This window comes from Bradyrhizobium nitroreducens (assembly GCF_002776695.1).
In the GTDB taxonomy this organism is placed as follows: domain Bacteria; phylum Pseudomonadota; class Alphaproteobacteria; order Rhizobiales; family Xanthobacteraceae; genus Bradyrhizobium; species Bradyrhizobium nitroreducens.
Map to the genome: position 1 here is coordinate 2,614,252 of NZ_LFJC01000003.1, position 19,861 is coordinate 2,634,112.

A 19,861-nucleotide genomic window follows, 5' to 3' on the forward strand; every position below is an offset into this window, starting at 1 on the left:
ATTACGCCGGCATCCGCGTCTCGATCATGCGCACCCAGAACGAGGCGCCGTGGCCCAATATGTTGTCGTTGAAGACGTAGGCCGGGTGGTGGCATTCGTTGCCGTCGCCCATGCCGACCAGCACCATCGCGCCGGGACGCGCTTCCAGCATGAAGGAGAAATCCTCGGCGCCCATCATCGGGATGAACTTGTCGTTGACGCGATCGGCGCCGACGATGTCGCGGGCGACGTCGGCGGCAAGGCCGGCCTCGCGCGCATGGTTCATCGTCACCGGATACATCCGCGTGTACTTCGTCTCGGCCGAGCCGCCATAGGCGCGGGCGACGCTGTCGGCGACTTCGCCGATGCGGCGCTCGACGAGATCGCGCACTTCGGGATCGAGCGTGCGCACGGTGCCGCCGAGCTCGGCGACTTCAGGGATGATGTTGAAGGCCGTGCCGGAGTGGAATTGCGTGATCGAGATGACGGCGGATTTGAGCGGATCGACGTTGCGCGCCACGATCGACTGCAGCGCGTTGACGATCTGCGAGCCGATCAGCACGCTGTCGACGGACTTGTGCGGGCCCGCGCCGGCGTGGCCGCCCTTGCCGTGGACCGTGATCTGGATGTTGTCGGAGGAGGCGAGCATCGCACCGGGGGTGGTTGCAAAATGGCCTTCCGGCAGGCCCGGCATGTTGTGCATGCCGTAGACCTCCTGGATGTTCCAGCGCGTCATCAGCCCGTCCTCGACCATGGCCTTGCCGCCGCCGCCGCCTTCCTCGGCGGGCTGGAAGATCATGATCGCCGTGCCGTCGAAATTGCGCGTCTCGGTGAGATATTTGGCCGCGCCCAGCAGCATTGCGGTGTGGCCATCATGGCCGCAGGCGTGCATCTTGCCGGGGACCTTCGAGGCGTAAGGCACGCCTGAGGTCTCCATGATCGGCAGTGCGTCCATGTCGGCGCGGAGCCCAATGGTTTTGCCGGACGCCGATTTGCGGCCGCGGATCACGCCGACCACGCCGGTCTTGCCGATACCCGTTACCACCTCGTCGCAGCCGAACTCGCGCAACTTGTCGGCGACGATGCCGGCAGTGCGGTGGACTTCGTAGAGCAATTCCGGATTCTCGTGGAAGTCATGGCGCCAGGCGGCCATTTCGTCGGAGAGGGCTGCAACGCGGTTGACGATGGGCATGGGAACGGTCCGTTTCTTCTGTGTTTGCAGGAGGGCGACGACGGCAAGCGTACTCCGCGGCATCGCAGTCCGCAAATGGTCGCCGGGCTTTCGTCGTGACGTTCGACGACTATAAGATGAGGCCTCAATAGGCCGGGGACGGGGGCAAGCCATGAAGTTTGGACGCGATAGTCTCGTGCTGGCGGCCTGCCTCGCGATCGTGACCAGTCCGGCCTTCGCCTGCGATATCGGATCGGCGGCGGCGGCGATCGCATCGATCGGTCAGAAGATCCAGGCAGGCCGGATCAAGCGGATCGATGTGCTGAAGATCTCCGATCGCCTGCTCGCCAGCATCCCGATCTCGCCGGAGCATTTTTCGAGCTACGCCAGCGAACGCAAGACCCTGGTTCTGGCCGAACGCGACGCGACCGAACTGGCGGCAGCTGTCAAGGCGCTGGCGCCGGCCCGATTGTCCTACCAGCCCGATCTGCGCTGGCAGCTCGTTTTCGTCGATGACGCCGGCAACAAGCCGCACACGATCTTCTTCAGCAAGCGCTACGTGCAGGGGCGCGGCCGTGCGGGCTATGTCGACGGCAACATGTGCGCCTTCAGCGCCGCCGCCATCGGCAGCCCTGCGCTGGTGAAATGGCTGCTGAAGCGACTATAGGCCGAAATGGCACATGCCCTGGCAGCCACGTGCGTGGCTCACCGGGCGACGCAAGCGGTGCTCAGCTCTCGCCGAACACGCGCTTGAAGATCGTGTCGACGTGCTTGAGGTGATAGCCGAGGTCGAAGAGCTCATCGAGCTCGGCATCGCCCAGATATTTCCTGACCTCGGCGTCCTTCTTCAGGAGCTGGAGGAAGTCGCCTTCGCCGCGCCAGACCGGCATCGCGTTGCGCTGCACGAGCTTGTAGGAATCCTCGCGGCTCGCGCCCTTCTGCGTCAGCGCCAGCAGCACGCGTTGCGAGTGCACGAGGCCGCCGAGGCGGTCGAGGTTCTTCTGCATGTTGGCGGGGTACACCAGCAGCTTGTCGATCAGGCCGGCGAGGCGCACCAGCGCGAAATCGAGCGTCACGGTGGCGTCCGGGCCCATCATGCGCTCGGCCGAGGAGTGCGAGATGTCGCGCTCGTGCCAGAGCACGACGTTTTCCAGCGCCGGCGTCACATAGGCGCGCACCATGCGGGAGAGGCCGGTGAGATTCTCCGACAGCACCGGGTTGCGCTTGTGCGGCATGGCGGAGGAGCCCTTCTGTCCCTCGGAGAAGAACTCTTCGGCCTCCAGCACCTCGGTGCGCTGCATGTGGCGGATCTCCACCGCGATGCGCTCGACCGAGGAGGCGATCACCCCGAGCGTCGAGAAATACATGGCGTGGCGGTCGCGCGGGATCACCTGGGTCGAGATCGGCTCGGGAACGAGGCCCATGGCTTTCGCCACGTGCTCTTCGACGCGGGGATCGATCTGGGCAAAGGTGCCGACGGCGCCTGATATGGCGCAGGTCGCGACTTCCTTCCGCGCCGCGATCAGGCGCTCCTTGGCGCGTGTGAACTCGGCATAGGCATAAGCCAGCTTGAGGCCGAAGGTGACGGGCTCGGCATGGATGCCGTGGCTGCGGCCGATGGTCGGCGTCATCTTGTGCTCGAAGGCACGCTTCTTCAGCGCGGCCAGCACCTTGTCGAGGTCGGCAAGCAGCAGGTCGGCGGCGCGGGTGAGCTGGACGTTGAGGCAGGTGTCGAGCACGTCGGAGGAGGTCATGCCCTGGTGGACGAACCGCGCCTCGGGGCCGACGATCTCGGCGAGGTGGGTGAGGAAGGCGATGACATCGTGCTTGGTCTCGCGCTCGATCTCGTCGATGCGGGCGACGTCGAAGACGGCGTCCTTGGCCTTGGCCCAGACCGTCTTGGCGGCTTCCTTGGGAATTGTCCCGAGTTCGGCGAGGGCGTCCGCCGCATGCGCCTCGATCTCGAACCAGATCTTGAACCGGGTCTGCGGTTCCCAGATCGAGGCCATTTCCGGGCGGGTATAGCGGGGGATCATCTGACGGCTCCAGGAAGGTGGGCGGGCGGTCCTGAAGGGGGCGACGCCGGCCAAAATGCTTTTTACGCCGTGATTTAACAGAGCGGGCAGGGCGAAACAAACGGTCTGGGCCCTGGGCGAGGGGGATCGCCGAGCTTTCCACCGGACCCGGTCGGCAGGGAGCGACCCCGGCCCGCAAATATTAACTGTCAATCACGGATCATTGACTGACAGATATTGAAATCTGTCAGCGGGACGTGTATATCCGTTCCCGGACGCTCCGATTGGGCGTCCCGCGACAAGCCCCGGGGAGCCCGACATCCGAACCAAGCTCGGATCGAAGGGCGAATTGAAGAACGGGGACCCGCGGACGAATGGAGACTTACGACGATGACGACCGAAATCCTCAATTTGACCGGTGTGATTGGGCAATGGCTCAATTTACTGGTGGCGCGCCAGATCGCGGCGCAGGCTGCAAAACTGCCTCATTAAGGCATAGGCTTTCCGAACCGACCGGCTACGGGCGCTTCGGAAGCAGCCCTACTGCCGGAGTAACTGAGCCCTGAACGGGAACATGGTGCTGGCATGAATGAAGCCGTTGTCTTGACGCCGGAGCGGATCCTCGAAGTCACCGAGGACGTGCTCAGGCGCTTTGGACTTGCCAAGGCCACCGTGGTCGACGTGGCCCGTGCGCTCGATGTGAGCCACGGCAGCGTCTATCGCCATTTCCCGAGCAAGGCCTCGCTGCGCGAGGCCGTCGCCAAGCGCTGGCTGGACCGCATCGATGCGCCGCTGCGCCAGATCGCCGAGGAGAAGGGCCCGGCGCCGGCGAGGCTGGAGCGCTGGCTGCGCACGCTGTTCGCGGCCAAGCGGTCGCGCGTGCTCGATGACCCCGAGATGTTCGATACCTATCTGACGCTGGCGCGCGAGGCCTGCGCGGCCGTCAAATGCCACAAGGATACCCTGACCGACCAGGTCGTGGCCATCCTGTCCGACGGTGTGGCACAGGGCGTCTTCGCCATAGACGACGTCAAGGCCACCGCGCGCGCGATCTACGATGCCACCAGCCGCTTCCACCATCCGGCCCATGCCGACGAGTGGAAGGATGCCGATCTTCCCGCGCGCGTCGATGCAACACTCGCGCTGTTGCTGCGGGGGGTGAGGGCTTGACGCTTTTTCCCTCTCCCACAAGGGGAAGAAGGAAGAGCGCGCGTCTCAATATCCCACCTAGATCCTCGTCAGCCCGCATGTCGCGGCAAGGCGCACCAACTGCGCATCCGTGCGGGCGCCCGTCTTGGTCTTGATCAAATAGTGATAGTTCTGCACCGTCTTCACACTGAGATTGAGGTGTGCGGCGATCTGCTCGGTGGTGGCGCCGCCGGCGAACTGGCGCAGGATCTCGATCTCGCGTTCGCCCAGCTGATCCAGCGCTGAGCCCGCCGACAAACTGTCCTCGGCCAGAATATGCGCGATGTCGTCGCTCATGGCGCGCTCGCCGCGGGCGACGGCGCGGATGGCGCCGACCACGGCGGACGGCTCGCTGCTCTTGGTGACGAAGCCGCTGGCCCCGGCACCGAACGCGGCCTTCACCAGCACGGCCTCGTTGTGCATGGTGAAAACCAGGATCCGCGCCCGCGGGCTGCGCGCGCGGATATTGCGGATCGCCTCCAGCCCACTCGCGCCCGGCATCGAAATATCGAGCAAGACGACGTCGGGGTCGTGCGCCTTGAAGGCGCCGTAGGCGTCCGCCGCGTTGTCGGCTTCCGCGACGACATGGAGGTCGCCCTGGCTTTCCAGCACGCGCCGGTAGCCTTGCCGGACGATCGGATGGTCGTCGACCAGCAGCACGGAAATGCCTGTTGCTGCCACCTCGCTCATGTCGGCCTCATGCGGCGAGCGGGATGGTGGCGGCGACGCTGAGGCCGCCGCGGGCCGGCAGGATCGATAGGGATCCGCCGACGGCCGCGACGCGCTCGCGGATGCCGGTGAGGCCGAACCCGGCCGACTGTGCGACGCGTTCCGCATCGCCGCCACCGTCGTCCTCGACCCGGATCAGCAGCGCGTCGTCCTCGCCGGCGCAGCGCTCGACGCGCAAGGAGATCTCGCGCGCCGAACTGTGGCGCAGCGCATTGGTCAGGCATTCCTGGGCGACGCGATAAGCGGTGGTGGCGGCCGGTCCGCTGATGTCGGTGAGATCGCCCCTGAGGTCGAGCTGGATGGTCGGCTGCGCCGCGCTCTGCGAGCGCCAGCTGTCGACGAGATTGACGAGGCTGGCCTCCAGCCCGAGCTCCTCGGGCAGGGGATTGCGTAGCCGCTTCAGCGCATCGCGCAGCGAGGCCATCAGGTGATGGGTGGCTTGCGAGATCATGCGGGCATCCTGTGCGACGCCATCGTTCTTGCTGTCCTTCGCGCTTGCGTTCTCGATCGTGTTGGCAAAGGCGAGGATGGCCGACAGATTTTGCCCGAACTCGTCGTGCAGCTCGCGGGCGAGCGCACGACGCTCGTCGTCGCGGATCTCGATCAGGCGCCGTGTCAGTGCGGCGCGCTGCTCGGTGGCTTCCTCCAGTCGGCCGCCGAGCTCGCTGACGGCGCTGCCGATCATCGCCAGCTCCATCGAGCGGAACCGCGGCAGCTTGGTGCGATACTGGCCGCGCGCCATGCGCTGCAGGGCGGTCACGATCGCCCGCGCCGGTGCCAGCGCATGCGCGATCGCCAGCGAAGCCAGCAGCGCGATGGCCGCCGCCATCAATAGCGCGACGTCGATCACGTTGAGGATGTACTCCCAGGCGAGCGAAATCGCAGCCGCGGCGTCCGGCGTCGCAACCACCGTTCCGGCCGAAGCAGCGCGGGGGCTAACCGGCCGCACCACTTCGGCGTGGCTGCCGAGGAAGATCGGCACGATCGATGCGAACCAGCGCGGCGGGGTCTTGCCGAGCCCCTCGCTCTGGCCGCAGAGCGGCTTTTCAAATGCGATGGCCGGCTGGAACTCGACGCAGACGCCCGGCGAGATCAGCTTCATCGTCTCAAGGGTGCGCCATTCCGGAACCGGCAGGAGCTGCTCGCGCGTTCTGCTGCTGCGCAACAAGAACTCATGCCAGTACAATGCCTGAAGGGCCTGCCCGACCCGCTGCGCGGAGGCCGCAGTCGCCCGGTCGACGCTGCGATAGGCGTCGAACGTAGCCCATACCGTCGCGGCACCCAGGCACAGAGCCACGATGAGCAGCAGACGGGCGACAAGCTGAAGCACGAGGCGCATGCGATGACCCCCGACGTTTGATAGGATCAGCCTAACAACGCCGCCGCGCCTTGCCAATTGCGGGGTGTGGCAGGATTGCAGCTCGGGCAAATTTCCCAAGCCGGATTGGGCATGGGTCTTTGGACCTGATACGGCGGCTTTGATCTAATTGGACAGGAAGCTTGATAGGCTGAACGTTGCGAGCGAGGAGCAGTGCAGCATGAGTTCGATGACGATTGGACCGATCGCGCCTGCAACGACCGACCCGTCCGAGCGCAGCGCGTTGCTGTTCTGGATGATCTTCACCGGTCTCTCCATCTTCGCCGTCGTGCTGCTGTGGCGGTTCGGCTTGATCAACCTGATGCTGACCTCCGACCGCACCTACATCTCCAGCGTCATCGCGGTGCTCTACATCCTCACCTGCGGTCACTGCTTCCTGCGCACCCGGGCGATCGCACGGGAGGGGGCGGCGGCGCGGCGCTGCCGCGAGGCGCTCGCGGCGCCTGACGGCGGCAAGGTGCTCGACGCGCGTGCGACGGCGCTGCCGCGCGGGCTGGTGCGCGATCATATCGAGAGCCTGGTGACCAAGGCTGCCGCGCAGGATTATCGCCCCGTCGACCAGACCCTGCTGCTGCGCACGCTTGCCGACCGCCTGCGCGGCTCCAACGGGTTCGGCGCCTTCGTCTCGGATACGCTGATGAAGCTCGGGTTGCTCGGCACCATCATCGGCTTCATCATCATGCTGGCGCCGATCGCGGGGCTGGATGCCGCCGACAAGGTGGCGATGCGCTCCTCGATGGGGTTGATGAGCGATGGCATGGCGGTCGCGATGTACACGACGCTGGCCGGCCTCGTCGGCTCGATCCTGGTCCGCATCCAGTATTACATGCTGGATGCCGCGACCCAGCGGGTGTTCTCGGACGCGGTGGTGCTGACCGAGACCTACGTGACGCCGGTGCTGGAGCGCAAGGGTGCCGGAACGCCATGATGGATGATTTCGGTCTCTATCCGCGCGAGGAGCCGTTCGATCCGCTGGGCGTGATGCTGTTCAAGGCGCTCCAGGTGATCGCATTCCTGTTCTTCCTCGCGCTGCTCGCGGTCTCGCCGGACGCCAAGGAAGGCAAGATCGACTCCAAGGCCGAGTTCATCATCACGCTGGATTGGCCGGACAACCACCCCGACGACCTCGACCTGTTCGTGCAGGATCCCGCCGGAAACATAGCCTGGTATCGCCATCGCGAGGCCGGCTTCCTCACCCTCGACCGCGACGACCGCGGCGGAGCCAACGACTTCATCATGGTCGCCGGCAAGAAGATCGCCTCGCCCATCCGCGAGGAGATCGTCACCGTGCGCGGCATCCTCGCCGGCGAATACACCGTCAACGTCTCGCATTTCGTGGCGACGACCGGCGAGCCCGTCACGGCCAATATCAAAGTGCAGAAGCTCAATCCGACGGCGCAGGTGGTGTTCGACAACAAGTTCACGCTCGACCACACCGGCGACGAGAAGACCGCGGTGCGGTTCCGGCTCGACGCCGAGGGCAAGGTCGTCAATGTCGACCAGCGGCCGAAATCGCTGCTGGAGACGTTCCGTAGCGGCTGGCGCAACGGCGCCGATCTCGACCCGAGGACCGGCGTGAGCAAGAACCCCGTGAGGATCCGCCGTGATTAACCTGCAGACGGTCATCCTCACGCTGTCGCTCGCCTACGCCGTCATCGGCGCGCTGCTGCTGGTGGTGCTGGTCTATGCGCGGCTGCACTGGTCGCTGAAGGCGGTCGCGGTGGTCGTGACCAGCGCCTTCTATGTCGTGAGCTTCACCGAGATGCGCGGGCTGCTCGGCTGGGCCAGTTCCGACCGGTTGCCGACGGCCTTCAAGCTGCTGAAGGCCCGTATCGTCGAGCCGCATTCGCTGCAGGGCGATCCGGGCTCGATCTATCTGTGGGTCGAGCAGCTGGATGAGGACAATCGTCCGAGCGGTATCCCGCGGGCGTTCCGCGTGCCCTACAACGACAGGCTCGCCGAGAAGACTCATGCCGCGGAGAACGAGATCGCTCAGGGACATCCGCAAGGTGGCCGGGCGGCGGATTTCGGCGGGGGCGACGGCAGCCTGATCGACATGGTCCGCGAATATGTGACGCCCAAGACGATCATGGAGACGAGCGGCGGCGATTCCTCGACCGGCGAGTTCATGGCACCGCCGGCCGGCGCGCAAGGCGCCGTGTTCACGCCGATACCGCCGCCCCGGATGCCCCCGAAAGACGAGCAATAGGCCCTTCATCATCGTGTCGCCGGGCGCTGGTCAACCGCCCAGCGCTGGCGCATCTTGTTGACATCCCTCAATTTGGCCTTATCGGCCTTCAATAAGAATTGGGGGGTGGAGGGTGCGTGCTTCTCGCTGTCTTTTCGGATATCCACGGCAACCGGCAAGCCTTCGAGGCCTGCCTGAAGGCCGCCCGTGCGAAGGGCGCGGAGCAGTTCGTGCTGCTCGGCGATTTCGTCGGCTATGGCGCCGATCCCGAATGGGTGGTGGATACCGCGATGGAGCTCGTTGGCCAGGGGGCCATCGCCGTGCGCGGCAATCACGATCAGGCGGTCAATTCATCGGCGGAGACGATGAACGCCGAGGCGCAGGTCGCAATCGAATGGACCCGTGGCCGCCTCGACACCGCGCAGCGCCGGTTCCTGAGCGAATTGCCGATGCTGGTCGACGACGGCGACTGTCTCTTCGTGCATGCGGAAGCCTCGAGCCCGCAGCGCTGGCACTACGTCCGCTCGACGGCGGACGCGGCCAAGAGCCTGATCGCGACCCCCGCCCATGTCACGTTCTGCGGCCATATCCATCGTCCCGCGCTCTATTCGATGTCGGTGACGGCGAAGATGACGAGCTTCGTGCCGAAGACCGACGTCCCGGTGCAGCTGCTGCGCGGGCGGCAATGGCTCGCCGTGATGGGCTCGGTCGGCCAGCCCCGCGACGGCGATCCGTCGGCGGCCTTCGTGTTGTTCGACACCGAATCGTGCCAGATCACCTATTGCCGCGCGCCCTATGACATCGCGACCGCGGCGGGTAGGATCCGCGACAACGGCCTGCCGCCTTGGCTGGCCGATCGGTTGTCGCAGGGGCGCTAGGAGCCGATGCCGAAATCGCTGGTCCAATCCGGTGCGGAGATCGACGGTTACACCATCGGCGAATGCGTTCACGCCGGCGGCATGGCGACGTTATGGACGGTGACCCATCCCGGCATCGACGTACCGCTGCTGATGAAGATCCCGCGGGTGTCGGAGGGCGAGGACCCCGCCGCGATCGTCTCCTTCGAGATGGAGATGATGATCCTGCCGCGGCTCGCGGGGCCGCACGTGCCGGCCTGTTTCGGCACCGGCGATTTCGCGCACCAAGCCTATGTCGTGATTGAGCGGATTTCCGGGACGACGCTCTACAAGCGGCTGCCTGATCTGCCGCTGCCGTATGACGAGGCACGGCAGCTCGTCGCCAGGATCGCGACCGCGCTCGCCGATCTGCACCGGCAGAACGTGATCCATCACGACATCAAGCCGAGCAGCATCATGTCCCGCGAAAGCGGCGAGGCGGTGCTGATCGACTACGGCCTGTCGCATCACAACCATCTGCCGGATCTGCTGCAGGAGGAGTTCCGCCTGCCTTACGGCACCGCGCCCTACATGGCGCCCGAGCGGCTGTCGGGAGTACGCGACGATCCGCGCAGCGATCTGTTTTCGCTTGGCGTGCTGCTGTACTTCTTCACGACCGGCGAGCGGCCGTTCGGCGAGGGCGAGACGTTGCGTGCGATGCGGCGCCGGCTGTGGCGCGATCCGCATCCGCCGCGAAGCTTGCGCGCGGACTATCCGCCATGGCTCCAGGAAGTGGTGTTGCGGTGCCTCGAGATCGAGCCGGTGCGGCGCTATCCGACGGCGTCCCAGCTTGCCTTCGATCTCACCCATCCGGATCAGATCAGACTCACGACGCGCTCGGAGCGGATGAAGCGCGATCCGCTCAGCGTCGCCTGGCGCCGCCGCTTCAATCTGGGCGTCATGGCGCCGCGCGTGAAATCGGATGTCGCTGCCCAAATCGCGTCGAGCCCGATCCTCGCTGTCGCGCTCGATACGGTGGAAGGGGCAGCCGAGCTGAACGAGGCGCTGCGCGTGACCACCGAGCGCATCCTCGCCACCTTGCCGTCAGCGCGGCTTGCCTGTGTCAACGTGCTCAAGCTGAGCCGGATCGCGATCGACCGGACCCTGGACGAGCAGGGCTCCAACAAGCATATCGACCGCCTGGTCGCGCTCAGGCATTGGGCGACGCCGCTCAAGCTGGATGAGAGCCGGCTATCGGTTCACGTGCTGGAAGCCGTCGATCCCGCGGCCGCGCTGCTGGAGTTTGCCGAGGTCAACCATGTCGACCATGTCATTATCGGCGCGCGGCAGAGCTCGTTTCGTCGCACGCTGCTCGGCAGCGTCTCGGCCAAGGTGGCCTCGGAGGCCGGTTGCACGGTCACCGTGGTACGGCCGCCGCGGATGGCAGGAGATGCCGACGAGGCGGGCGCGATATCGACGCCGGGACGCGACTCCGCTTAAGCTTCCGTGACCGGGAGCCAATATCCGGCCGCGGACTGAACTGCCGTCGAACACGACGACATCCGCCGCGTCTCATGTCGTGGGCAAGTCAAATCGCTTTGATAATGCCGCGAACGCCTGAGACCTGATTGAGCCATCTCGCACTGAACCTCTTCGCGTCAAGATAGTCGCCTCCGGAATACACCGTGTAGCCGACGGCCCCGACATAGCCGGCGTAGGCAATTGCGGGTCCCCACGGTGAAAGTGTCATCAACGCCGATTTGGCCCAACCGATGCCGCGCACCACCCATTCGAGTGTGGCGCACGATTTTTCGTAGCGGGCGAGGAGCTCGTCCAAGTCACCCGTTGCCTTGTTCCATTGTTCGGCAGCGGTTGATGGCGATTTGCCCGCGATTTCGTCGGCGATCTCCTTGCCGAGTTCGTCCGCAGCGTAAACGCTTTTCAGGAGGCCGCTCACGATGTCCTGCGGCTTTCCGAGGACGCTATCAATCCATGATTTCGCCTCGGATTGAATTTCCTTCTGTTGGTCCTTTCCGAAAGCGCTCCACAGTTTCTGAATGGCTTCACGGACCAGCCTGACGGCATAGCGGACAAACGTCCCGAGGCGTCCCGAAATATCGCCGATTTCCTGAGCGAGTGCCGAGGCCCATTCCTGGGCCGGCCCGAGGCCGAAGGTCGTCACGCCAGTCCCGGTGAACATCAGGACCCTGGCTGACCGATCGACAATGCCACGAATGACGGTCTCGGCTTTCTTGCCCAGGCCGGCGCGCGCCGCGTTGACGTCCGGCGGCCCGGCCGATCGCTCGGTCAGGAACGATTTCATTCCACGTTCCAGCGGCGCGTCGAGAACCTCTCGCAGCGTGGGGTCGACGAAGACCGCGACAGCCGATCGTTCAGTTTCCGACTTCTCGCCGCCGCTCTTGTTCTTGTCGATGAGATCCTTTGCGAGGCCGAGATCATACGCCGCGGCGGCCAGCAACTTCATGCTCGCCAGATCCTGGATGTCGGCGGTCCTCGTCGTCTGCGCGAGCGCGAGTTCCTCGTGCAATCGGACCGACGCTTCCATGATCCGATCGAGATTGCCAATCTCGCCCGAAATTCCGCCGGAGCGCTCGACCCCCGGGGTCGCGGAACTTCGAGCGTCCTCGATCGCATCACGATAATCGTGCCAAGCCTTATCTGCTGACGCCGTCATGTTCGTCTCCCTATATCAGGCCGCCGCCATCATCGTCGCTGTCGTCGTAAGTCAAATCATGCATAACCCGATCGGGTATTTCGTTGGCGATGATCCGGTCGGGAATTCTGTCGGGACTGCTTGGAGCGGGAAGTTCAGAGTTGAAAATTCGGTCGGAAATCTCCGTCGTCGTCTTGGCATCGCTCAAACTCTGAAGCTCGCCCTCTACACCTTTGATCGTTGCGCGGGCCGTCGCGGCTGCGGCCATCGCCTCCTGGGCCCCCTCCTGCTTCAGCGTCCCCAGCACGACGGCAAGTGCCGACGAAGCCGTAATCTGCGTCAGCTTGTCGTCCAGAGCCTTTGCCAGATCGGAGGCCTTCCGAGCGAGCAATGCGGCGGCTTGTGGTTTGTCTCTCTGAAGCATCAATTTCGCGCGCTGCGCTGCCACGGCGGCCTCGAGTACACGATCCTTTTCCGCGTGCGCATATTTCTGGCATTCATCGTAGCCGCGCTCGGCATCGTCCAAACGCCCATCGCGCTGCGCTACGACGGCCAATTGGTAGGTGGCGTAAGCCGCGGCTCCTGCCTGTTTGAGCGAGGTGTTCAGCTCGATCGCCTGTTCGTAGTTCCGTCTGGCCTCGTCGTAGCGGCGTTCCGCGAGCGCCAGGTTGCCGAAGGCGACGAGGCACTTGGCAATACCGTTCTGGTAGCCGAACTGTTGGAACAGCCGCATCGCATCAGCGAAGCACGCCTGCGCCTTTTCATAGTGCTCCGAGTAGTAGTGCTGGCAGCCGATCAGGTGGAGGATGCTCGCGCGCTGGATCTGGTCGCCGGTCTTTTCCGCGAGGCGGCGCGCCTGGTCGAAGTCGGCTAGTGCCTGCGCGGGATCGGTAGCCTGATTCATGGCGCCCCGACCGAGATGGGCGCGCGTTTGCTCTTCGTCGTCGCCGATCTGCTCCGCCAATCGCAGGGAACGTCGATACGCCTCCTGCGCCTCAGTCCGGCGTCCCTGCTGGGCCAGGACAGCGCCTTGTCGCGCAAATGCTCCCGCGAGATCGGCGCCAGCCAGTAACGGATCGAACGACATGTGCGCAATGCCGTCCCGGAGATCCTGGTCTGCCAGCATCAGGTCGCCCTTGAGAACGTGAACGACGCCTCGTCGGTAGAGCGCGCGTCCAAGATTGACGCTATCGCCATCACACTCGAAACGTTGCGCGGCCCTGACCAGATCGCTGAGCGCATCGTCATAGCGAGCGAGCAGTGTGTGCAGTATCGCGCGGTGCAGGAAGGCCCATCCGCGATTTTCATCGCTCAGATACTGCTCGCTGCTCAGGCACGCATCGATCCTCTCGAACGCCTCCGACCAAAGTCCCCTGATACGCAGAAAGTCGAATAGATTGCGCAAAGTTGCGATGACCCGGTCGAGGTGGCCTGGCTCTTCGCTCTGGACGAAGTCGTCCAGCAGTCCGAGTAGGTTGTCTTGCTCCTTCTCCAGCATCGGATGGTTTTTCCGATTGTCTCTGGCGTATTTTTCGAGCCATTGTTCGGCATATCTACGCTCGGAGGCGACCTGCTCTCGATCCAGGGCAGGATTGCCGTGTTCGGCGAGCAGCGGGTGCTGGCTGAGGCGATCGGGGCCTATGGCATCGAGCAGACCCAGTGATATCAGCTTGTCCTTGGCTGGGAAGAACTCCTTGATCTTCTCGCCGGCTTGCAAGGCTGCGAACGAAGCCTCGAGAGCCGGGAAGCTCGCTATCCTGACCAGAAGCCTTTGAGCACATGGAAGCGACGCCAGCTCGTCGTAATTTGCCTTGAACAGAACTTGAACTTCGTCGTTCGAGATCGTTTCGGGGGCCGTCTCGAGCCGCAACCACAGGGTCTTGTACGAGTCGCCCTCCGCGCATTTGGAGGCCGCCAGCCTGATTCCGAGCGGAAGGCGACCCATGCGCTTGCAGATCTTGTCCACCAAAATCAAGTCAGCCTTGTTCAGGTCGGCTGCAGACACTTGGCATAGTGAAAGGAACAGCTCTCTGGCAGCCTCCGCACTCAGCGGCTTAACTTTGACATCCTGTACTCCGTTCAGCTTGAGCGGCGCGGTGCCGTTCATCATCACAGCGCAGCCATTTGTGGCATCCAGCACGGCACGTCCGATCGTCTGATCGGATACTTCGTCGAGTCCGATCAGCAATCCCGGAAAGCTCGCCAACAAAGCCTTGAAGGCCTCGGTCTTGGCGGCCAGCCCGTCGGCCTCCGAGACTTTTCGGCCCGGAAAGAGTCTCGCAAGAGACTCGATGGCGCGTTCGGGGGTGGTTTTTCCAAGGCGATGCCAGATGCGGCCGCGTTCGATCGGCGCGCTGGTCGAAACCTGATTGAACAGCTGCGCTGCCAGACTGGTCTTTCCAACGCCGAAATTGCCGTGCAGGAACAGGTTGACGCCGGGTTTGACCTGCGCCGCGAGCTGTTCGAGCTGGTCGGCGCGACCGATCAGTGGCATTTGAAGTGGTGGCGCCTCGATGCAAGGTGCCGATACTTTTCGATCTTCGGTTTCTTGTTGTGGAAAGACCACACCTTGATCACCCCGCAGGTAGAGTACGAGCGCGCCCCAATCGCGATCTCCCAGGGCCGATTGCTGGAAGATGCTCTTGCGAGCCTGGAAGATGCAGTGGTCAATGGTCTCGCCGGACAGCAGGCGGGGATAGATCGCTTTGGCGATGGCAACGGCGTTCTTGTCGCGTAGCCGGTATTGGCTCGCAACCACCGCCGCAAGCCCCTTGAGGACGAGTGCGGCGGCGACTCCGCCATACGGGTTGTCGCCGCGCTCTGCGCTCTCACAGGCCTCCAGGATAGCCACCTTCACCTTGGCATCGCCGAGGAGTTGCGCGAGTTTGCTCCCCTCATATTTCTCGCTCTTCCTGTCCGCCCCCACGAGCAGCAGGCTGCCTTCTCCTTCCCAGAAATAGCCATGGCCTGAGAAATGGAACACGTCGCAAGGGCCCTTGAGCAGTCGTTCCAATTCCTCGCGGGTCCCCTGTCCGCCCCAGGCCGTCGAGACGATGACGCCTTTGGAATTCTTCGAGATTGCTTCAAGCGCGGCGGCGATGGCCTCGCGATCACCCTCGAGGTTCAGCTTTGGCTGACCATCCGGGCCTGCGAACGCGGCAACCAAACGGTACTTGCCGCCGTGCGGCGTCGATGGTTCCTCACCTCCGATGTCTTCGTGACGGACAATGGAGATGTCCTGATCCAGCGCCAGAAAGCCCGAAGGGTCGCAGATTTCCTCCTTCGGCGGCAGATAGAGATACTCCCATGGAAGGGACTTGAGTTCGGGCACCTGCAGCACCAGCCGCAGCCGCAACCGCTCGCCGACGTCCTTGACCTTGCGCCTGCTCGCCAGAAAGTTGGAGCGTACGGCCTTGGGGAAAATGAGTTCGGCGAGGATCGCACCTACCTGATAGAGGACCGCATCCCCTCCCTGCCGATCCTTGATTTGATCCAGCAGATTGACCGGCTCGCCGCTTGCGTCCTTCCGAACAAAAAGGTCGGGGCTATACGTAACTCGTTCCGGCTCGCCTGGGTTCGTTTCTCCCGGGGTCGAGCCCCACACTTGGACCCAGAGCGCGGTCTCCTTCCGTTCACTCCGGGCTTGCGGCGCAACGTGATCCGGCTGCTGGATAATGCGCGCGTCAGGCTCCTCCTTGGAGCCGCACCAGACGCGAACCGCGAAGGTCCGATAGACCGCTCCAGGCATGAGACGCGACCTTTGGCTAATCTGGCTAAGAGCCGATGTAATTTAGCCGAAAAGTAATCGTCCTACAATCTGTGAGCGAAGGTATTGGGAGGCATCGGCAGTTCTACGCCTCTTGTACGCCTCTTGCCGCGCAGCGGCAGGCAAACCGAGCATGATCTCGAGGGCGCGATGCGACCGCGCCCGCTCGGCTCATTGCCGGTCGACCTCGGCAGGCGACGAGTTCAAGCCGCGTGAGCGGTGTGGGCGACGCGCTTGCGGCGGATCGGCCAGGAGAACTGCGGGCCGGGCTCGCCGTGATCTGCGCTACCGCCGAAATACTGGATGATCTCGCGGCAGGGCTCGCAATTGAACAGATTACGCGACGCGGATGCCTTGGTCATTTCCTTGAGGCAGTTCGGGCAGTGCGGTTTCATGGGGCGGTCCGGAAAGTAAATCTCAGTGTCGGCGTTGAGACGGAAAGGAGTGGTCGAGGTCCGTCGTGTCGAGCCCCGCATCGTCGTCCAGCGTGCCGTCGGTGCGCTCGAGGCGGCCGAAGAAGTAATCGAGGCCCGGATGCGGACGGCGCGGAATGCGGCACCTGCGTTTCGGCTGGCGCTTCACGAGTGCGATCTGCATGGCACTCAGCTCCGGCGGCGATGAAGGTGGACGATGCGGGCGGAGGTCGCGATCTTCACCGGTTGCGCCACATAGAGGCTGCGAGCTGCAACCGCCACGTTGAATCCGAGCCACAACGCTACGCCAGTCCAAATCAGGGTCATTGCCATGATGTGCTCCCGTCAAAAGCAGGCAGGAGTCACTTGCGGTGATTTGCGCGAATCAGTGAAGTCCGGATGAGTACGGATCAAGGTTGCAATTTTAGGCATTGCGCGTCGCAACACCCGTAAAAGCCGCGAGATTTCCGGTCGTTCGCTTGCGCCGCTCGATCTGGCTCAAATCGCTTCGCCGCGTGCTCCCAGCGCCGCGTTGCGGATCGCGGCGATGTTGGCCTTGTAGGCGTCCTGGGTGCCGCCTCTGAACACGGACGTGCCGGCGACGAAGGCGTTGGCGCCCGCCGCGGCGAGCGCACCCGTAACATCGGGGCCGACGCCGCCGTCAACCTCGATGTCGATCGGGCGTCCCGCGGTCATCGCGCGGATGTCGCGGATCTTGCCGATCGCCGAGGGGATGAAGGCCTGGCCGCCGAAGCCGGGATTGACCGACATCACCAGCACGAGGTCGACGAGGTCGAGGACATATTCGAGCGTGCTGATCGGCGTGCCGGGATTGAGCGAGACGCCGGCCTTCTTGCCGAGCGCGCGGATCGCCTGCAGCGAGCGGTGCAAATGCGGACCGGCCTCCGCATGCACGGTGATGTGGTCGCAGCCGGCTTTCGCGAAGGCCTCGAGATAGGGATCGCAGGGTGAGATCATCAGATGCGCGTCGAACACCTTCTTGGTGTGCGGGCGCATCGCCTTGATGATGTCGGGGCCGTAGGAAATGTTGGGAACGAAATGACCGTCCATCACGTCGAGATGGATCCAGTCGGCGCCGGCGGCGTCCACCGCGCGCACCTCCTCGCCGAGCCTGGAGAAATCCGAGGCCAGGATCGAGGGTGCGATGGCCAGGGGGCGGGGGACGAAGGCTTGGGTCATGGCGCGGTTTCCCGGAAGGAGCCGTGAAAGATGGGCCTCGCCTAACATGGGCCTCCACGGCGGGCAATGCAGGGAGGCGTGCTTCCTGTGGGCGGAAATTTCTGCCGCGACCGGCACGAATTGCCGATGTGCCGAGGCCGCCTGGGGTGCGGCAGCAGCAGATTTCATTGAACTTTTCGCGCTGGCACGACGCTTGCTGATCTCGCCTGCAGAACATTGGCCGCGGCATGCCGCATTGGTTGGAGTTGTGCAATGTTGTTCGCCCTTGGTGCCGTCTCGAGCGCCCTCGACGCGATCCAGTCACTGACGAACTCGAAATCGTCCTCCTCGACGCACAAGACGGGGTCTGCGCAGGGCGCGACCAATCCGTTTGCGATCGACAGCGGCAAAAGCAGCACGACCAGCGGCGCGACCTCCTCCGTCAATTCAGGCAGTTGCGCGCAAATTTCGCCGGAGACCATGAGCGCGCTGATCGCCGCGCAGAGCCAATCGGCCGATAGCACCAGCGGTGCGACGAGCTCGACCTCCGCGAGCTCCACCTCCTCGACGTCGAACAGCCGGGATGCTGCACTCAAGGATCTGTTCTCGCAGATCGATGCGGACGGCGACGGCAGCATCACCAAATCCGAGTTCGAGGACGCGCTGGGCGCCGGCGGGACCAACCTCGCGCAGGCTGACGACGTGTTCTCCAAGCTGGACTCCAATGCGGACGGCAATGTGAGCCTGGACGAGATGTCGAAGGCGCTGAAGAGCGGGCACGGCAGCCACCATCACGCGCAAGGTGCCAGCGGCGCGGGCGATGGATCGGATTCCTCGTCGAAGTCCGGCGGCGGATCGACCTCGACCACGACGACGGCCGCGGACGGCTCGACCACCACCACCGTCACCTATGCAGACGGCTTCAAGATGTCGACGACGGTCCCGGGCGCCTCCAGCCCCCGCAATTCGGCTTACGATCTGTTCGCGCAGTTGATGCAGCAGCAAGGTGGGCAGGGGCAGGGCGCTTCGGCGGCTGCCGGCTCGTCCATGTCGATGAGCGTGTAAGCGGCATCTGAATTAGCCGGCATGCTCGTGCGTGATGTCACGACAGGCATAGCGGTCGCGGATCTCGTGATTGAAGAACACCCCCTTTGAGCGTGCCTCCCTGAACGCGGCGGCCACCTCGGACGGGACGTCCTCATAGACATAGAGGCGTCCGTTGACGAAGGTCACCTTCAGCTCGCGCGTGTCGGGCGCATAGCGAAAGAAGCGGATCACCGAAGACGGCATGGTGTTACACCCTGGTCCGCCAAGGTAGCGCTGTGCTCGCCGTTTCGTTTCTAGCCGAAGCTGTCCTTCCACGCCGCTTGCGCACCTGTAAACGGCAGCGCGGTTGCGTTGTACACGCCCCGCGCAATGGCGCGCGCGACCACGTTGGCGGCGACGGTGCCGAGCTCGGTGAGGCCGACCAGCGGCTCGATCGGCTTTTCACCGGTCGCAGCCGCGAACAGCACGTCGCCGTCGGTCGGGGCATGCACCGGATAGATCGCGCGGGCCATTCCGGTATGCGCGATCATCGCGAGCCGCTTGGCCTGGGCCTTGGTGAGTGTCGCATCGGTGACGACCGCACCGATCGTGGTGTTCTCGCGCGCGCTCGCTGCGGGGCCGCCCTTGATGCGCATCGCCAGCATGTCCGGCGTGAATTTGGGCGGCAGGCCGCGCCCGCCGAACTCGCCGTTCTCCTCGAACGGCGCCGCCCAGAACCACGGCCCTTCGCCGACGGTCGTGCTGCCGACCGCGTTGACGACCATGATCGCGGCGACCTTGATGCCGCTGGCGAGAACCGCCGAAGCCGAACCGAGCCCGCCCTTGAAGGTCGCGGTGGTGGCTCCCAGGCCCGCGCCGGCGCTGCCGAGTGCGAAATCGTCACCTGCGGCCGCCGCCGCGGCGTAGCCGAGATCGCGATACGGCGCGAAGCGGCCCCAGGACTTGTTGCCGCCGTTGAGCAGGTCGAACATGATCGCACCCGGCACCAGCGGGATCACCGCACCGCGCACATTGAGACCGCGGCCCTGCTCGGCGAGCCAGGCCTGCACGCCGCCGCCGGCCTCGATCCCGAAGGCAGAGCCGCCGGACAGCGCGATCGCATCGACGCGTTCCTGCGTGCTGGCAAGATCGAGCAGCGCATCCTCCCGCGTGCCGGGGGCTCCGCCGCGCACATCGAGGGCTGCGACTGCCGGCTGGTCGAAGATGATCGCGGTGGTGCCGGAGGCGACCTTGGCATCCTCGGCATGGCCGACGCGGACGCCGGCGATATCGGTGAGGAGATTCTTCAAGGCGGCTCC

The 19,861-nt window shown here is 64.5% G+C and carries 20 protein-coding genes; 8 read left to right on the plus strand and 12 right to left on the minus strand.

What is annotated here, in order from left to right; all coding sequences use genetic code 11:
- Nucleotide 1 precedes the first annotated feature (1 nt).
- On the minus strand, nt 2-1,171 hold the full coding sequence (locus TSA1_RS12840) for a M20 aminoacylase family protein (RefSeq protein ID WP_100181103.1): 1,170 nt from the start codon (nt 1,169-1,171) through the stop codon (nt 2-4).
- A 151-nt stretch (nt 1,172-1,322) separates the two neighbouring features.
- Between TSA1_RS12840 and TSA1_RS12845 the strand changes: the two genes are divergently transcribed.
- On the plus strand, nt 1,323-1,817 hold the full coding sequence (locus TSA1_RS12845; protein ID WP_100176689.1) for a hypothetical protein: 495 nt from the start codon (nt 1,323-1,325) through the stop codon (nt 1,815-1,817).
- Nucleotides 1,818-1,878: 61 nt separating this feature from the next.
- On the opposite strand, the gene purB is transcribed toward TSA1_RS12845, so the two are convergent.
- Nucleotides 1,879-3,186, minus strand: a complete 1,308-nt coding sequence (purB, locus tag TSA1_RS12850; RefSeq protein WP_100176690.1) for an adenylosuccinate lyase — start codon at nt 3,184-3,186, stop codon at nt 1,879-1,881.
- 564 nt (nt 3,187-3,750) lie between these two features.
- Between purB and TSA1_RS12855 the strand changes: the two genes are divergently transcribed.
- Nucleotides 3,751-4,335, plus strand: coding sequence for a TetR/AcrR family transcriptional regulator (locus TSA1_RS12855; RefSeq protein WP_174718883.1), 585 nt, complete (start codon nt 3,751-3,753; stop codon nt 4,333-4,335).
- Between the two features lie 57 nt (nt 4,336-4,392).
- Here the strand turns inward: TSA1_RS12855 and TSA1_RS12860 are convergent, their stop codons facing one another.
- Together TSA1_RS12860 and TSA1_RS12865 are read right to left on the minus strand one after the other, a co-directional pair.
- The gene (locus tag TSA1_RS12860; RefSeq protein WP_100176692.1) at nt 4,393-5,043 is read right to left on the minus strand and encodes a response regulator; all 651 of its coding nucleotides are present in this window, start codon (nt 5,041-5,043) and stop codon (nt 4,393-4,395) included.
- 7 nt (nt 5,044-5,050) lie between these two features.
- Nucleotides 5,051-6,421, minus strand: coding sequence for a sensor histidine kinase (locus tag TSA1_RS12865; protein ID WP_100176693.1), 1,371 nt, complete (start codon nt 6,419-6,421; stop codon nt 5,051-5,053).
- A 199-nt stretch (nt 6,422-6,620) separates the two neighbouring features.
- On the opposite strand from TSA1_RS12865, the gene TSA1_RS12870 reads away from it, so the two are divergent.
- From TSA1_RS12870 to TSA1_RS12890, 5 genes are all read left to right on the plus strand, one after another.
- The gene (locus tag TSA1_RS12870) at nt 6,621-7,388 is read left to right on the plus strand and encodes a MotA/TolQ/ExbB proton channel family protein (protein WP_100176694.1); all 768 of its coding nucleotides are present in this window, start codon (nt 6,621-6,623) and stop codon (nt 7,386-7,388) included.
- Entirely contained in the window at nt 7,385-8,071 is a 687-nt protein-coding gene (locus TSA1_RS12875; RefSeq protein ID WP_100176695.1) for a DUF2135 domain-containing protein, read from the plus strand. The genes TSA1_RS12870 and TSA1_RS12875 overlap by 4 nt, the downstream gene beginning before the upstream one ends.
- Nucleotides 8,064-8,669, plus strand: coding sequence for a hypothetical protein (locus tag TSA1_RS12880; RefSeq protein ID WP_100176696.1), 606 nt, complete (start codon nt 8,064-8,066; stop codon nt 8,667-8,669). Before TSA1_RS12875 ends, TSA1_RS12880 begins: the two co-directional genes overlap by 8 nt.
- A 116-nt stretch (nt 8,670-8,785) precedes the next feature.
- Nucleotides 8,786-9,526 (plus strand): metallophosphoesterase family protein, encoded by a 741-nt coding sequence (locus TSA1_RS12885; RefSeq protein WP_100176697.1) that lies wholly within the window; start codon nt 8,786-8,788, stop codon nt 9,524-9,526.
- 6 nt (nt 9,527-9,532) lie between these two features.
- Complete coding sequence (locus TSA1_RS12890; protein WP_100176698.1) at nt 9,533-10,984, plus strand: serine/threonine protein kinase; 1,452 nt, start codon at nt 9,533-9,535, stop codon at nt 10,982-10,984.
- Nucleotides 10,985-11,072: 88 nt separating this feature from the next.
- Here TSA1_RS12890 and TSA1_RS12895 read toward each other — a convergent pair whose 3' ends face one another.
- The 6 genes from TSA1_RS12895 to rpe form a co-directional block, all read right to left on the minus strand.
- Nucleotides 11,073-12,179: a hypothetical protein gene (locus TSA1_RS12895; protein ID WP_142251038.1), complete on the minus strand. Its 1,107-nt coding sequence runs from the start codon at nt 12,177-12,179 to the stop codon at nt 11,073-11,075.
- A gap of 10 nt (nt 12,180-12,189) precedes the next feature.
- A complete protein-coding gene (locus TSA1_RS12900; RefSeq protein WP_100176700.1) occupies nt 12,190-15,906 on the minus strand; it encodes a CHAT domain-containing protein in 3,717 nt (1,238 codons plus the stop codon).
- A 221-nt stretch (nt 15,907-16,127) separates the two neighbouring features.
- The gene (locus TSA1_RS12905; protein WP_063195324.1) at nt 16,128-16,319 is read right to left on the minus strand and encodes a hypothetical protein; all 192 of its coding nucleotides are present in this window, start codon (nt 16,317-16,319) and stop codon (nt 16,128-16,130) included.
- A gap of 22 nt (nt 16,320-16,341) precedes the next feature.
- Nucleotides 16,342-16,521: a hypothetical protein gene (locus TSA1_RS12910; RefSeq protein WP_100176701.1), complete on the minus strand. Its 180-nt coding sequence runs from the start codon at nt 16,519-16,521 to the stop codon at nt 16,342-16,344.
- Nucleotides 16,522-16,526: 5 nt separating this feature from the next.
- Nucleotides 16,527-16,670, minus strand: coding sequence for a hypothetical protein (locus TSA1_RS39645; protein ID WP_174718884.1), 144 nt, complete (start codon nt 16,668-16,670; stop codon nt 16,527-16,529).
- 165 nt (nt 16,671-16,835) lie between these two features.
- Complete coding sequence (gene rpe / locus TSA1_RS12915; protein WP_100176702.1) at nt 16,836-17,537, minus strand: ribulose-phosphate 3-epimerase; 702 nt, start codon at nt 17,535-17,537, stop codon at nt 16,836-16,838.
- A 252-nt stretch (nt 17,538-17,789) separates the two neighbouring features.
- Here rpe and TSA1_RS12920 point away from each other — a divergent pair, with 252 nt between their 5' ends.
- A complete protein-coding gene (locus TSA1_RS12920; protein WP_100176703.1) occupies nt 17,790-18,581 on the plus strand; it encodes an EF-hand domain-containing protein in 792 nt (263 codons plus the stop codon).
- 12 nt (nt 18,582-18,593) lie between these two features.
- Here the strand turns inward: TSA1_RS12920 and TSA1_RS12925 are convergent, their stop codons facing one another.
- Entirely contained in the window at nt 18,594-18,806 is a 213-nt protein-coding gene (locus TSA1_RS12925) for a KTSC domain-containing protein (RefSeq protein WP_097658250.1), read from the minus strand.
- A 50-nt stretch (nt 18,807-18,856) separates the two neighbouring features.
- Nucleotides 18,857-19,852 carry a P1 family peptidase gene (locus TSA1_RS12930; RefSeq protein WP_100176704.1) on the minus strand — a complete coding sequence of 332 codons (996 nt, stop codon included), beginning with the start codon at nt 19,850-19,852 and terminating at the stop codon, nt 18,857-18,859.
- Between the last annotated feature and the right edge of the window lie 9 nt (nt 19,853-19,861).